Origin of the sequence: Streptomyces sp. SID13031, assembly GCF_010548305.1 — a bacterium.
In the GTDB taxonomy this organism is placed as follows: domain Bacteria; phylum Actinomycetota; class Actinomycetes; order Propionibacteriales; family Kribbellaceae; genus Kribbella.
Genome location: NZ_JAAGLV010000017.1, coordinates 153,242 through 167,664 on the forward strand (window position 1 = coordinate 153,242; position 14,423 = coordinate 167,664).

General features: G+C 68.1%; 10 protein-coding genes. 4 read left to right on the plus strand and 6 right to left on the minus strand.

The features are described 5' to 3' along the window. Window positions 1–29 precede the first annotated feature (29 nt). Window positions 30–2,045, minus strand: coding sequence for an MDR family MFS transporter (locus tag G3I17_RS29895; protein WP_164600956.1), 2,016 nt, complete (start codon window positions 2,043–2,045; stop codon window positions 30–32). Window positions 2,046–2,132: 87 nt separating this feature from the next. On the opposite strand from G3I17_RS29895, the gene hemW reads away from it, so the two are divergent. The 3 genes from hemW to G3I17_RS29910 all read left to right on the plus strand — a co-directional run bounded on the left by hemW (window position 2,133) and on the right by G3I17_RS29910 (window position 5,984). Next, window positions 2,133–3,344, plus strand: coding sequence for a radical SAM family heme chaperone HemW (gene hemW, locus G3I17_RS29900; protein WP_164600957.1), 1,212 nt, complete (start codon window positions 2,133–2,135; stop codon window positions 3,342–3,344). Between the two features lie 215 nt (window positions 3,345–3,559). Then, window positions 3,560–4,885: an extracellular solute-binding protein gene (locus G3I17_RS29905; RefSeq protein ID WP_164600958.1), complete on the plus strand. Its 1,326-nt coding sequence runs from the start codon at window positions 3,560–3,562 to the stop codon at window positions 4,883–4,885. Window positions 4,886–5,009: 124 nt separating this feature from the next. Then, window positions 5,010–5,984 carry a LacI family DNA-binding transcriptional regulator gene (locus G3I17_RS29910; protein WP_343238457.1) on the plus strand — a complete coding sequence of 325 codons (975 nt, stop codon included), beginning with the start codon at window positions 5,010–5,012 and terminating at the stop codon, window positions 5,982–5,984. Between the two features lie 11 nt (window positions 5,985–5,995). Here the strand turns inward: G3I17_RS29910 and G3I17_RS29915 are convergent, their stop codons facing one another. Beyond that, the gene (locus G3I17_RS29915; protein WP_164600960.1) at window positions 5,996–6,829 is read right to left on the minus strand and encodes a hypothetical protein; all 834 of its coding nucleotides are present in this window, start codon (window positions 6,827–6,829) and stop codon (window positions 5,996–5,998) included. Next, window positions 6,822–7,400, minus strand: coding sequence for a hypothetical protein (locus G3I17_RS29920; RefSeq protein WP_164600961.1), 579 nt, complete (start codon window positions 7,398–7,400; stop codon window positions 6,822–6,824). Before G3I17_RS29920 ends, G3I17_RS29915 begins: the two co-directional genes overlap by 8 nt. 131 nt (window positions 7,401–7,531) lie before the next feature. Between G3I17_RS29920 and G3I17_RS29925 the strand changes: the two genes are divergently transcribed. Next, entirely contained in the window at window positions 7,532–10,126 is a 2,595-nt protein-coding gene (locus tag G3I17_RS29925; protein ID WP_164600962.1) for a DUF3376 domain-containing protein, read from the plus strand. Here the strand turns inward: G3I17_RS29925 and G3I17_RS29930 are convergent. The 3 genes from G3I17_RS29930 to G3I17_RS29940 all read right to left on the minus strand — a co-directional run bounded on the left by G3I17_RS29930 (window position 10,101) and on the right by G3I17_RS29940 (window position 14,377). Then, the gene (locus G3I17_RS29930; protein ID WP_164600963.1) at window positions 10,101–10,925 is read right to left on the minus strand and encodes a DUF3097 domain-containing protein; all 825 of its coding nucleotides are present in this window, start codon (window positions 10,923–10,925) and stop codon (window positions 10,101–10,103) included. The genes G3I17_RS29925 and G3I17_RS29930 overlap by 26 nt on opposite strands. Window positions 10,926–11,087: 162 nt before the next feature. Then, the gene (locus tag G3I17_RS29935; protein ID WP_164600964.1) at window positions 11,088–12,728 is read right to left on the minus strand and encodes a fatty acyl-AMP ligase; all 1,641 of its coding nucleotides are present in this window, start codon (window positions 12,726–12,728) and stop codon (window positions 11,088–11,090) included. Then, a complete protein-coding gene (locus tag G3I17_RS29940; RefSeq protein WP_164600965.1) occupies window positions 12,725–14,377 on the minus strand; it encodes an acyl carrier protein in 1,653 nt (550 codons plus the stop codon). Before G3I17_RS29940 ends, G3I17_RS29935 begins: the two co-directional genes overlap by 4 nt. Window positions 14,378–14,423: the final 46 nt, after the last annotated feature.

Sequence of the window (14,423 nt, forward strand, 5' to 3'; positions counted from 1 at the left end):
TCATGAGCCAGCTGGGATAGCCCGGACGCCTAAGCGTTCGTGAGGGTGGCGTGTTTGCCGGTGGTCAGGGAGTGGCCTCGGTCGATCATCTGTTCGGCCAGGCGGTCTACTGCGGTGGAGAAGGCGGGGGCGTTGTCGGGGTCCCAGTCTTCCAGGTGGTTGAGGATCCAGATTCGGTAGGCGCCGACGAAGCGCTGGAACATCTCCAGGCCGGTGGGGGTGAAGCGGTAGTGGCCGAGGGTTTCAGAGAGGTAGCCGTCGGCAACCAGTTGGGCGGCCAGCGGTTCGAAGACGCCCGGGGGAACCTTCAGGTCGCCGGAGATTTCCTGCAAGGTGGCTGATCCGCCTTCGGCGCCGCCGCGGAAGACTCGCATGATCATCCAGGATTGCGCGATCGAGAGTGGGATGCCGGACTCGGCCAGTACCTCGGGGCCGGGGTTGCGTTTGTGGTTCTGGACGACGAGCGCGAACAGCTTCTGCAGTTCGTGTTCGGAGTCGAACGACGCCGGTGCCGCGAAGCTGTCGCCGACCCCGGAGTTGCCACCGGCGGCCACCCGAGCAGTGTCGCGCAGCGGGACCTCCTTCAGCAGCAGGGCGACAAGCAACCCGACGACGGCAACCGGTACTGCGGCCAGGAACACCACGTGCAGCGCATCGGCGTACGCCGCCGTGATCGGTTCGCGAGCTGCGTCGGGCAACGAGCGCACCCCCTCGACGGACGCCGCGAGCCGCGGATCGACGCCAGCAGGAATCGCGCCGGCCAGCTTCTCGGGCAGCGTCGAAGCGTAGAAGGAGCCGAAGACAGCAACACCGAAGGAGCTACCCATGGTGCGCAGGAAGCTCACCCCAGAGGTCGCGACCCCGAGATCCGCATAGTCGACGGTGCTCTGGACGACGACCGTCGGTACAGGCATGCACAGCCCGATCCCGAGGCCGAGCACGACCATGAAGCCGGCGGTCGCCACGTACGACGTGTGGTTGGTCAGCAGCGACATCAGGTAAAGGCCGCCTGCGATCATCACCGTTCCGATGATCGGGAAGATCCGGTACCGCCCGGTCTTGCTGATGATCGTGCCGACCATGACGGAGGCGACCAGCAGTCCGACCACCAGCGGCAGCATTTGCAGCCCGGACTCCGTGGCGGACGCGCCGTGCACGTACTGCAGGTACGTCGGCAGGAAGGTGACCCCGCCGAGCATCGCGAACCCGATGATGAAGCTCAGCAACGCGCAGACCGAGAACACCCCGGACTTGAACAACCGCATCGGCAGCAGCGGTTCGGCGGCGCGGAGCTCGACCAGGATGAACAGGCCGAGCGCGATCAGCGAACCGATCGTCATCGCGATGATCGTCGGCGAGGTCCAGTCGTACTCGTTGCCGCCCCAGGTCGTGACGAGCGTCAACCCGGTCGCCGCGAGCCCGATCAGCAGGATGCCGAGATAGTCGATCGCCGGTTTCACCGCGGCCTTCACCGACGGCAGCGTGAAGGCGGCGACCACCAGTACGACGATGCCGAGCGGGATGTTCACGTAGAACGCCCAGCGCCAGCTCAGCTGGTCGACGAACAGCCCGCCGAGCAGCGGCCCGGCGACGGTGGAGACGCCGAAGACCGAGCCGATGAAACCCTGGTACTTGCCGCGCTCGCTCAACGGAACGACGTCCGCGATCACCGCCGTCGCGGTCACCATCAGCCCACCGGCGCCGAGCCCCTGGAGTGCTCGCGACCCGACCAGCCACAGCATCGAGTCGGCCATCCCGCACAGCGCGGAGCCGGCCAGGAACAGCACGACGCTGATCAGGAACATCCGTTTGCGCCCGAACAGGTCGCCGAACTTGCCGACCAGCGCCGTCATGATGGTCTCGGCGAGCAGGTACGCCGTCACCACCCAGGACAGGTGGTTGGCGCCGCCCAGATCGCTGACGATGGTCGGCAGCGCGGTCGCGACGATCGTCTGATCGAGGGCCGCGAGCAGCATTCCGAGCATGATCGCGACCACCACGGCGTTCTGGGTGGCCTTGCCGACGGGCCGTGCCTCGGTGTCCATGAGCTGAATGTAGCGACTCCGCGACGGAGTGCTACCACAGAATCACCGCGATCCGGTCTCAGATTTCCCGGCCCGTACGATGGGCAGGTGCCATCGACACTGCCCGACGGGGAGGTTGCGCCCCGGGACGGGGCGCTGCCGGAGCCCGCCGTCCGCGAGGCGGCCAGCAGGCCTTTCGGGTTCTACCTGCACGTCCCGTTCTGCGCCGCGCGCTGCGGGTACTGCGATTTCAACACCTACACGGCCAAGGAGCTCGGCGGCGGCGGTTCGCAGGCCTCGTACGCCGAAACGGCCGTGGCCGAGGTCCGGCTGGCCCGCCAGGTGCTGGGCGAGCTCGACCGGCCGGTCGACACGGTGTTCTTCGGCGGCGGTACTCCGACCCTCCTGCCGGCTGCGGATCTGGGCCGGATGCTGGCGGCGGTACGGGATGAGTTCGGGCTGGCCCCGGGCGCCGAAGTGACGACGGAGGCGAATCCCGAGTCCGTCGATCCGGCGTACCTGGCCGCGATCCGCGAGGCGGGCTTCAATCGCGTCTCGTTCGGGATGCAGAGCGCGACCCCGCACGTGCTGCAGATCCTGGACCGCAAGCACACGCCCGGGCGGGCGCTCGAAGCGGTGCAGGAAGCGACCGCCGCCGGGTTCGAGCACGTCAATCTGGACCTGATCTACGGCACTCCCGGCGAATCGCTGGACGACTGGCGCACCTCGCTGGAGTCCGCGCTGTCGGCCGAGCCCGACCATGTCAGCGCCTACGCGTTGATCGTCGAGGACGGCACCCAACTCGCCCGCCGGGTGCGTCGCGGCGAGCTGCCGATGCCGGACGACGACGACCTCGCCGACAAGTACGTGCTCGCCGACGAGTTGCTGACCAGCGCGGGCCTGGGCTGGTACGAGGTCTCCAACTGGGCCCGTACTGCGGAAGCCCGCTGCCGCCACAACGAGCTCTACTGGCGCGGCGACACCTGGTGGGGGATCGGCCCCGGCGCCCACAGCCACGTCGGCGGAGTCCGCTGGTGGAACGTGAAGCACCCCAGCGCGTACGCCGAAAGGCTCGGCGCGGGCGACAGCCCGGCGTACGCTCGTGAGGTCCTGGATGCCGAGACGCGCCGGGTCGAGCGCGTGCTGCTCGAGATCCGGCTGGCGGCCGGCCTGCCGCTCGACGTCCTCGACGAAGCCGGGCAGAAAGCGGCGAAAGATGCGGTGGGCAACGATCTGCTGATCGAGCGGGACGGGCGGCTGATTCTCACGCCGCGTGGTCGGTTACTGGCCGACGCCGTCGTCCGTGACTTGTTGCCGTAACTGCCGGATCACAGGAAAAGCCCAGGAAAAACAGCGATCCGTCACCGGCGTGGTTCGCTCCGTGACGAATTCCCCCGCTATGTACTGATGAAGTCGGGTTCGTGTCTCAGGGTGACGATGTGGTCCTTGACACACTCGGTTGAAACGCTCGAAACTCAAACACTTTCACAATCGAGAGCGCTCTCAACCCGTCCTCTGTATCAGGGAGCATTCCCATGCGGCCCAGTGCCCGCCAACGCAGTGCCGTCGTGGCCCTCGCCTGCAGCCTCACCCTGCTCGCGACCGCCTGCGGCGGCAGTGACCAGCAGTCCTCCTCGGAGTCCGGCTCCGGCGACGACGGCCCGAAGATCGAGCTGACGATCGCGACGTTCAACGAGTTCGGCTACGACGACCTGTACCGCGAGTACGAGGCCGCGCACCCGAACATCAAGATCACGCCGCGCAAGGCCAAGACCGTCGACGAGCACGTCAAGAACCTCGACACGAACCTGGCCGCCGGTTCCGGGCTGGCCGACATCGAGGCCATGGAGGTCAGCTGGATCTACAACTACCTGGCCAAAGCCGACAAGTTCGTCGACCTGCGCGACTACGGCGCGAACGACCTGAGCGGGCGCTGGCTGGACTGGAAGGTCGCCGGCGCGACCACCAACACCGGCAAGATCATCGGCTACGGCACCGATATCGGTCCCGAGGCGATCTGCTACCGCAAGGACCTGTTCGCCAAGGCCGGCCTGCCGACCGACCGGGCCAAGGTCGCCGCCCTGTTCCCGGACTGGGACTCGTACTTCGCCACCGGCCGCAAGTTCAAGGAGAAACTGCCGAAGTCGGCCTGGTACGACTCCTCGGTACTGACCTGGGAAGCGATGCGCAACCAGCTGATCCAGGCCTACTACAGCAACAACGACCGGTACCTGGGCGACGACAACGAGTTGCTGAAGTCCACCTGGGACCAGATCATCAAGGGTTCCAAGGACGGCTTGTCGGCGAACCTGCCGGCCTGGAGCGAGTCGTGGACGAAGGCCTTCCGCTCCGACGCGTTCGCGACGATCGCGTGCCCGGGCTGGCTGCTCGGCGTGATCCAGGACAACGCGGGCACCTTCGGCAAGGGCAAGTGGGACGTCGCCGACGTGTTCCCCGGTGGCGGTGGCAACTGGGGCGGTTCGTACCTGACCATCCCGGTCCAGTCGACCCAGCCGGCCGAGGCCGCCAAGCTCGCTGCCTGGCTGACCGCGCCGGAACAGCAGATCAAGGTCTTCAAGAAGATCGGTTCCTTCCCCTCCACCGTCGACGCCTACGACGCGCCGCAGGTGAAGAGCCAGGTGAACCAGTACTTCAACAACGCGCCGGTCGGCAAGATCTTCATCGACCGGGCCAAGAACGTCATCCTCAAACAGCACAAAGGCCCGCGCGACGGCGAGATCAACCAGGTCTTCTCCGACGCGCTGGCCCGGGTCGACGAGGGCAAGCAGAAACCCGACGACGCCTGGCAGCAGGCGCTGCGCGAAGCCGAGAAAGCCGCCAACACCCGCAAGGGCGGCTAGCACCCCTGCGCCGTGTTTCCGGCGGACCGGCCCCGATTGGTACTACGGTGGCAAGGTCAGAGTCAGCCGGGGAGGTCCGTTGTCTATGCAGGGTCGGGACGGTGGGTCTCCGACGTTGGAGCAGGTGGCTGCGCTGGCAGGAGTCTCGCGCGCGACCGTCTCCCGGGTGGTGAACGGATCGCCGAAGGTGCTGCCGGAGACGGTGGCGTCGGTCGAGCGCGCGATCGGTGAGCTCGGCTACGTGCCGAACCGGGCGGCCCGCGCGCTGGTGACGCGCCGGACGGACTCGGTCGCCCTGGTCGTTCCCGAGCCGGACAGCCGGGTCTTCTCGGACCCGTTTTTCGCCGGTATCCTGCGTGGGATCAGCATGACGCTCGCGCCGACCTCGTCGCAGCTGGTGCTGCTGATCGAGCCCGCCGCGGGTGACGACCAGCGGCTGCTGCGCTACCTGCGTGGCGGGCACGTGGACGGCGCGATCATCGTCAGCCACCACGGCCGCGACAACGTGCTGCAGGAGCTCGCCCAGCTGCCGCTGCCGATCGTGTTCAGCGCGCGGCCGCTCGGCGTCGAAGTACCGGTCGCGAGCGTCGACGTGGACAACGTGGCCGGCGCGCGGACCGCAGTCGAGTACCTGTTGTCGATCGGGCGCCGCAAGCTCGGTACCGTCGCTGGACCGCTCGACATGACGGCCGGCCTCGACCGGCTCACCGGCTATCAGGAAGCCGCGGCGGAAGCGGGGATCGCCGAGGCTGTTGCCTATGGTGACTTCACGACCGACGGCGGCGAGAAGGCCACCTTGCGGCTGCTCGAGGAGCACCCGGACCTGGATGGGATCTTCGTCGCCAACGACCTGATGGCGACGGCCACGCTGCGGGTGTTGTCCCAGCGCGGGAAGCGGGTGCCGGAGGATGTCGCGGTGGTCGGTTTCGACGACTCCGTGGTGGCCACGACGACCACGCCGATGCTGACCACCGTGCGCCAGCCGGTCGAGAAGCTCGGCGCCCGACTGGCCGAGATCCTGCTCGCCAAACTCGCCGGCGCCGAACTGACCAGCCCAGAGATCTTCGCCACCGAACTGATCATCCGCGGCTCCGCCTGATCGTCAGCCTTCTACGGCGGGTCGTTCTGGAACTGGAACTGCACCCTGATCGAGCCGTCCAGCGGGACGACGAGAGTGGTGTCCGATGCATTCCACTGCTGCGGCACGAGGAACAGCCGGTTCTGCCCGACCACCAGAAGCCGCAACCCTCGGTACCGGTAGGTGAAGGTCTGCCCGGGGCTCGTCCCCAGCGAGGTCTCCTCGATCCCCGGTGAGCGCAGTTGCAGTCGCTCCTTGGTGTCGAGGATGACCACCGGGAACTGCTTCAGGTTCTCCGCGTCCGACTTCGCCAGCCCACGGCCGGAGTACTGCGCCGTCGTGGCGGTCGCCCAGAACGCGCAGGTCGTCGTCAGGACCGCGAGTAGTCCGAGCAGCACGTACTGCGGTTTGAGGCCGGCCGCTTTGCGATCGAAGTACGAGAGATAGCCGAGCGCCGCCGCTGCCAGGCCGATCACGAGTGGGACGACGAGCGCGTAGTACGGGAGATCGCCCAGCAGGGGGTAGCCGATCAGCGCGAGGACGCCGAGGAGGAGCAGCACGATCACGACGATCTTGGCGCGGCGGATCGTCGTCGGGGCCGGCTGGATCGCGTTGTGCAGCAGGAGTCCGGCGACGGCGAGCAGGGTGATGCCGAGCAGCGGGACGAGTAGTGGTTGTGGACTGCGCATCACGTAGTCCTGCGTGCTCAGGCCGATCGTGTCGACGTCGATCCCGAAGTACTCGTACTGCGACCGCGCCGACACGTAGCCGAAGTAGAACAACAACCCGCTGATCAGCGTGACGGGCGCGATGATCCGAGTCGCGAAGGTGACCCAGCGTTCGAGCTGGGCCTGCTCGTCAGCCACTCGGAGGACCCGGGCTGAAGGAGATCTGACTGCCCGGTACGTCGCCCTGCAAGGACTGGCAGTCCGCCTCGGTCGCACACTCGGCGGAGACCGACAGGATCAGGCTCACCTCATCGCCGTCGGCGAGCTGCTTCACCCCGACGTAGCAGGGCTTGAAACTGCTCGCCTGCCAGCTGATGTCGGGGGCGCAGGGTGGGGCTTTGGCACCGCAGCCGGTCTGGTCCAGTTCGAAGACACCACCCGGTTCGAGATGCGGCGAGCCGAGCTGGATCGTCGTACCGGCGGGGATCGGGTTGCGGCCGAGCCAGTTCACCTCGGCGCACTGGTAGCCCTCCTGGGTGGGCTCCACGTTGCCACCGATCGGCGCCGACGCGATCTCGATCGACGGTTTCTGCTGCGTGGGCTGGGTCGACTCCGGGTCGGTCGGCTCCACCGGCGGCTCACTGGGCTGGCTCGCCGACGGACTGTCCGAGGGGTCGAAGGTGATCGGGTCGTCGGTCGAATCGCTGCCACCACAGCCGATCAACACCGGCAGCAGTGCGATCCCCGCCAGCGAACGCCAAAGAGTCACCGCGACCACCCCCATAGTCGACCCAGTGTCAGCATGCGCGTTCAGGCAGTCCGCGACAACAGTTCGTGATCCCCGCTCTGGGAAAGTTCGTCACGGACGTGGTATCTCTACCAACAGACAAGGGGGGATCCATGTCCGATCATGAGATCCGGATCGCGTTGGTTCTCAATGGGGGAGTCAGCCTGGCGGTCTGGATGGGTGGGGTCACGCACGAGCTGGACCTGATCCGGCGCGCGTCCGGTGCGGCCGGGGCGCCGAAGGCCCAGTCGTACGACGAAGAGCTCGCGACTCGGTGGCGTGAGCTCTGCCGGCGCGGCGGTGAGCGAAGACGCGTCGTGGTCGACGTCATCGCCGGTACCAGCGCGGGCGGGCTGAACGGGTCGCTGCTCGCGACGGCGATCTCGCACGGCTCGACCCTCGATCCCGATGGGTCCGACGACGAGAAGGGTCCTTGGCTGCGGCAGCGCTGGGTCGGGTTGGGGTCGCTCGAGGTGGGCAAGCTGGTGCCTGCCTTCGGGGTCGCGTCGACGTCGGTGCTGGACGGGAAGTACTTCCTCAAGGAGTTGAAGAGCCTGCTCGATGGGGTGGCGAAGGCCGGCAAGACGTCGGCCGCCGAGCCGGTGACTTTGTTCGTCACGGCGTCCGGGCTCGGGGTGCAGCAGTTCGAGGCGAAGGATGCGGCCGGGCAGGAGTTCGTCGTACCGGATCATCGGTACCTGTTCTGTTTCACGAGCGAGAAGGCGGCCGTTTACGACGGCAAGGAACGGGCCTTCTCGGTGAGCGCGAAGAACGGGTTGCGGGACACGGATCTGCTCGCCCGGGCGGCACGCGCGTCGGCGTCCTTCCCAGCCGCTTTCGGTCCGGTGCTGGAGACGCCGAAGATGGCTGCTTCACCGCCGCGTGTCCTGCCTGCTCAGGCCGAGTCGGGGGCGTGGCTGGTCGACGGTGGTGTGCTCGACAACGCGCCGTTCGGGCCGGTACTGGATGTGGTCGCCCGGCGGCCGGTCACCGGACGGGCGAGCCGCTACGTCCTGTACGTCGTACCGTCGGCTGGAATCGGGACAGCCGCCGAGACGCGGTTGACCGATGCGAACGAGCCGAACTGGCGGGTGGCGGCGATGTCGGCGGTGAAGTACCCGCGGGAGGTGGATTTCCGGTCCGACGTGGAGCAGCTCGAACGGCTGCTACTCGAGGCCGACGCGTCCTGGTCGGACTCGCAGCGGCTCTTCGATCGTTGCGTGGAGCAACAAGTTGAGCGGGATCGGTTGCGGCAGGCGGCCGGGTTGCTGCAGCCGGCGTACGCGCGTGGTCGTGCTGCGGGTGGCGTCTGGGAGGCCGTCACGATCGCGACGCACGATCAGTCGACCGTGCTGGATGCCGCCACCGCTTTGTCGGAGGCGCAGATCGACGACATCCTCGGCACTGAGCACCCGTGGGTGCCGGATCCTGACGGCACGGTTGCGCCGTTGACACGCGACGCGGCCGGAAACCCCTGCTGGGCTTGGGGGACGGGCGCGGCCGAGCGGGTCGTACGGCTGGTGCTGCGGTCGCTGCGGACCAAGATCGACAGCGCTGCTCGCGAGCAACGGGCCGACCTGGAGCGGCGGTTGAAGGCGACCAGCGACAGTCTGCAGAAGGTGCTGGCCGTCCGGGACGCGTTGTCCGACGAACTTGCCGAAGCGGATCTGGATCTGCAGCCGGCCGGGGGAGCGGAGGCTGTCGCGGTCGGGCTGAACGACATCTTCGAGGCGTTGCAGGTGCAGCGGGCGTTGGGTGAGGAGTTCGCGACGCTGATCGCCGTCGTCGGTTCTGACGTGGTCGAGACCGCTTTGGAGGTCGAGATCGTCTCGCGGTGCACGTCGGCACGGACGCCGCAGCAGCGGAGTGCGCCTTTCCAGTTCCTGCGGCTCGGGCCGGACATCCCGCTCACCTTGCTCGACGCGTTGCCGGCCGGGTCCATCGCGAACGATCTCAAGGAACGGATCCTGTACGGCTCGCAGGTCGGTCACTTCGGTGCTTTCGGGGCGGCGGACTGGCGGCGCTGGGACTGGTTGATGGGCCGGTTGCATTGCGTCGCGCATCTCGGGGCGATGCTGGGCGCCGACCCGGACTGGATCCGCGAGACCCAGCGGCTCGTGCTGGAGGCGGAGGACTGGTCGCTGGACGACGTCGCCGAACGGGTTCAGCGACTGGCCAAGGACTTCCCGGTCGACGCCGGGCTGGCCGCGCTCACGACGATGCGCAACGAGCTCAACACCAGCCAGGAAGGCATCGAGACGACCAGGGGGCTGGTCGATCGGATGGTCGAGGTGTCGGGCGGGTTGAGCCCGGCGGTCGGGCACTGGGTCAAGGCGATGGCCGGACGGAAGTACAAGCCGGACACGTGGTTGCTGCAGGTGGCGCGGTGGTTCACGGAGCCGGCGCGGTTCAGCCTGTGGCATCGGCTGGTGAAGAACGCTGACCTGACGCCGGCCAAGCGGCCGTTGATCTTCCAGCGGTGGTTGCCGGCGGCCTTGCTCGGGGCGGCTGTGGTGTTGCTGGTGGCAGCCGGGGTGGTCGATCTGGCTGCTGTCCGGATCATTGCCGCGGTGCTCGCTGGGGTGTTGCTGACCGTTGGGTTAGCAGTCTTCGTCGGGGCGTTGTTCATCCGGCGTCTTCGGCGCCGGATCCGTGGGGCGATCGAGGAACGGGTGCCGGCGATCAGTCCTGCGTCACGAAGTCGATGAGCTCCTCGACCCGGCCGAGCAGCTCGGGCTCGAGGTCGGCGAAGCTGCGGACCTTGGAGAGGATGTGCTTCCAGGCGGCGGCGACATCGGCCTGGTCGGTGGCCGGCCAGCCGAACGTCTCCAGCACGCCCTTCTTCCATTCCTGACCGTGCGGGATCTTCGGCCAGGCCGCGATGCCGACCGACGACGGCTTGATCGCTTCCCAGATGTCGATGTACGGGTGGCCGACGACGAGCACGTCCCGGTTGTTGATCTCGGCGGCGATCCTGGACTCCTTCGAGCCTTCGACCAGGTGGTCGACGAGCACGCCGAGCCGCCGGCCGGGACCGGGCCGGAAACGACTGACGATCGCCGGCAGGTCGTCGATGCCCTCCATGTACTCGACGACGACGCTCTCGATCCGCAGGTCGTCACCCCAGACCCGCTCGACCAGCTCGGCGTCGTGCCTGCCTTCGACGTAGATCCGGCTGGCGCGGGCGACCTTGGCGCGCACGTTGGAGACGGCGACCGACCCGGATGCCGTGTGCGTCTTCTTGGCCGGCCCGGCCTTCTTCGGGGCGACCAGGTTGACCGGCTTGCCGTCGACCCAGAACCCGGGCCCGAGCGGATACGTCTTGATCTTCCCGAACCGGTCCTCGAGATCGACCACCCCGTGCTCCCACCGCACCACGGCCCCGACATACCCGGAACTGGGCTCCTCGACCACGAGCCCCTTCTCGATCACCAGATCGACGGTCCGCCCGTTCTTGGGCTTACGCCAGTCACTCGACAACACATCTTTCCCATACCGATCAGCCACCGCTCAACCGTAATCGCTCAACGCCGCCTTCCTCGTCAACCACACACCCCGCCCGCCCACCCACCCGGCCCACGCCCAACGCGGGGGCAACCAGCATCTGACGACGACCTTGGTGTGTGGTGGGGGTGCGGCGAAGTGGGGCGGGCGCGGGGAGTGCTTTGGTCAGTGGGTTTCGAGGTACCAGGTGCGGGTGGGGTGGCGGGCCAGTTTGCCGCTGGTGGTTCGGTGGATTGTGCCTGGGCGGGTGAGGAGGACTTCGTGGACGCGGAGGTCGTGGTGGCGTTTGACGGCCGCCCGGATGGTGTCCGTCGGGTCGTCGGGGGTGGTGTGTTCGACGACGACGATCAGGCGTTCGGTGCTGGTCGAGGGGATTGAGAAGGCGGCTACCCGGCCGGGTCTGAGCGTGGGGTGGGTTTGGTGGATGGTGGCTTCGATGTCCTGGGGGTGGTGGTTGCGGCCGTCGATGATGATCAGGTCTTTGAGGCGGCCGGTGAGGTAGAGCTCGCCGTCGTACAGGGCGCCCAGGTCGCCGGTACGAAGCCAGGGGCCGGTGCCGTCGGTGAGGGTGGCGCCGAAGGTCTCCGCCGTGCGGGCCGGGTCCGACCAGTAGCCGCGGGTGACGTTGGGGCCGGCGATGCAGATTTCGCCGATCCGGCCTGGTGGCAGCGGGGCGCCGGCTGGGTCGGCGATCACCAGGGTCTGCCCGCGGGGCGGCCCACAGGAGACGAGCTCGGTGGCCGGGCCGTCAGCGGGACCTTGGGCGCCGGTGGTCCGGGCGTCAGCTGGACGTAGTACGCCGGTGGTGAGGGCATGACGGTCGAAGGGGGTGATCGTGGGAGGGATGTCGATGAGTGCGCTGGTCACGAAGACGACGGCTTCGGCGAGACCGTACGCCGGGACGTGGGTGGCTGGGGCCAGTCCGCACGGGCTGAAGGCGTTGGCGAAGGCTGTGATCGTTGCCGGGCGGACTGGTTCGGCGCCGTTGAGGAACGCCTTGAAGCGGCTCAGGTCGAGGTCCGCCCTGGCGGCGTCCGGGATTCGCTGGACGCAGTAGTCGTAGGCGAAGTCGGGGCCTGCGGTGTAGACGTCCAGCGAGCCGTCGTCCAGCGAGAACCAGCGCGCCGGACGCATCAGGAACGCCACCGGATCGGTGAACGCCGACTGGTCGCCATGCAGGATCGGTACGCCGAAACCGAGGATCAGCCCCATGTCGTGGAACAGCGGCAGCCAGCTGACCGTCATCGAGCGGCCTGGGCGGAACGCGAACGCGTCGATCAATTGGCTGACGTTCGCGACCAGGTTGTGGTGTGACACCATCACGCCGGCCGGCGATCCGGTCGAGCCTGAGGTGTACTGCAGATACGCGAGGTCGTCCGGATCGATCGGCTCCAGTTGCCAGTCGGCCGGGTCGAGCTGGTCGACGGCGATCACTGGGAGGCCGAGTCCGTCGAGAGCGGCCGCGGTGGTGAGCGCGCAGACCGGCGAACTGTCGGCCAGTGCGCTGTCGAGCCGTGCGCGGTGGCCGGGCAGATCGGGTGGGAACAGCGGGACCGCGATCGTGCGCGCATAGCAGGACCCGAGGAGTGCGACGAGGTAGTCCAGGCCCTGCGGAGCGAGGATCGCGACCCGATCGCCTGGCTCGGCCTGCTCCCGGATCGCCGCCGCGGTGGCCCGGGCACGGGCGTCGACCTGACCCCAGGTGAGCGTGGTCCGCGAGTCCGCCCGGTGGTCGACGTACGTGTAGGCGGGCTGGTCGGGTTTCTCCTTCGCCCAGCGGGTGGCGAGATCGACGATGGTGGTCATGCGGTCCGCCAAGGCGCAACCGGTACGTCGGTGATGCGGCCGGGCGGCGGGATGACCGGCTGGCCGAGCACCTCGAGGGTGGCGAGCTGGGTGTGGAACGCGAGCGCGTCGGCGGTCAGGTGGAAGAAGAGCTCGTGTCCGTCGAGGGCGGCGCGGCTGAGCGTCGTACTGGGGTCGCTGGGTTGTTTGAGGCTGGCTGCCCAGTACTCCGCGCCGAAGGGCGTCGCCTTGGTCGAGGATGCCGAGTAGAACGGCAGTCGGGGTGCTGCCGGAGCCAGGTCGGCCAGGGCTGAGGTGAGCTGATCCGGAGTGCTGGCCATGGCGGCGATCACCTGCGCGCCCTCGGTGGCAGTCAACGCGCCGGCCACCACCGCGGCCGCGGCCTCACCTGCGCCGTCTCCCACGATCGCGGCGGGCACCACGCCGTACTGCCGCAAAGACAACGCCAACGCAACCTGGACAGCAAACGCGACCGGCAACTCGCCGCCCGTCGGCAGCGTCGAGGTCCGCACCGCCTCCCGCACCGAAACGCCAGTCGCCCAAACCACCAACGGATCAAGCTCCACGATCAGCCCCGCAAACCCAGGCACGCTCTCGGCCAACTCCCGCAACCCGGCGGCCGACTGGCTTGAGGCGATGTCTGCCGGCCGGCCCGGGAAGACCCAGACCGGTTGTGGTGGCTCGCTGGTGGCGAGGCCGCTCAGGACGCCGGGGTGGTTGTTGCCTTTGGCAAGGGATGTCAGGGCGGCGGTGAGGTCGGCGCGGGTTCGGCCAACGACTGCTGCGCGGACCGGGCCGCGGCCGAGTCGGCGGGCGAGCGTGTGAGCAACGTCTGCGTTGCCGGCGGCGGAGTTGGTGCGGAGGTAGGTCGCCAGCTCACCGGCGTACTGCTGGATCCCGTCGATCGACACGTCGGACAGCAGCAGGCGGGTTGGTCCGCTCGACGGGGTCGGCTCGGCCGGCTGGGCGCGCCGTACGACGGCCTCGGGCGTCGACGCAGTACGGCCGACGGGCCAGGGGACGAGGTCACTGGTGAACCCGCGATCAGCAGCCAGCACTGCCTCGAAGAAGCCGGTGGCTACTGGTTCGGCGGGATCCCGTTCGATGCAGAGGGCAAGTACTTGGTCGAGGCCGGTGTCGGCGAGGCGTTTGAGGACGGCTACTTGGCAGCCGTCGTCGGCCAGCACGGCCACCGCGAGGTCCGACTCGCCGTTGCGAAGGCTGGTCATCGCCTGCAGCACGGTCGTCGTCCTGAAGACGGCCGCCTGGGTGTGGGGAGGGATGCCGGCGTGTTCGAGTGCCTCGTGGTCCGCTTCCAGCTGGTCGCTGCCCCGGCAGCCCAGGCCGATGACGGCGATCTCGTCGCCGGTCAAAGGATCCAGCGGCGTGAGTGGGATGCCGTCGGGATGGGTGGTGCTGAGGATGCCGCGGATCAACTGGTTGAGGGTCGGGTAGCGCCATAGGGACGATGGCTCCAGCTGGCGGCCGAGGACGTCCTCCAGCTCGGCTGTGATGGCGATGGCGTCCCGCGAGGCGATGCCGTACTGCTCCAGCAGCCGATCCGGATCCACGTCCGCCGCGGGGAGTTCGCAGCAGCGCGCGATCCGGTCGACCAGGAAGCGCCTGAGGTCCCGCTCAGCAATAGCCATCTCGCGACCGAAGATAGATCATCGCCCGCGCCGGAGCCGTGATCCG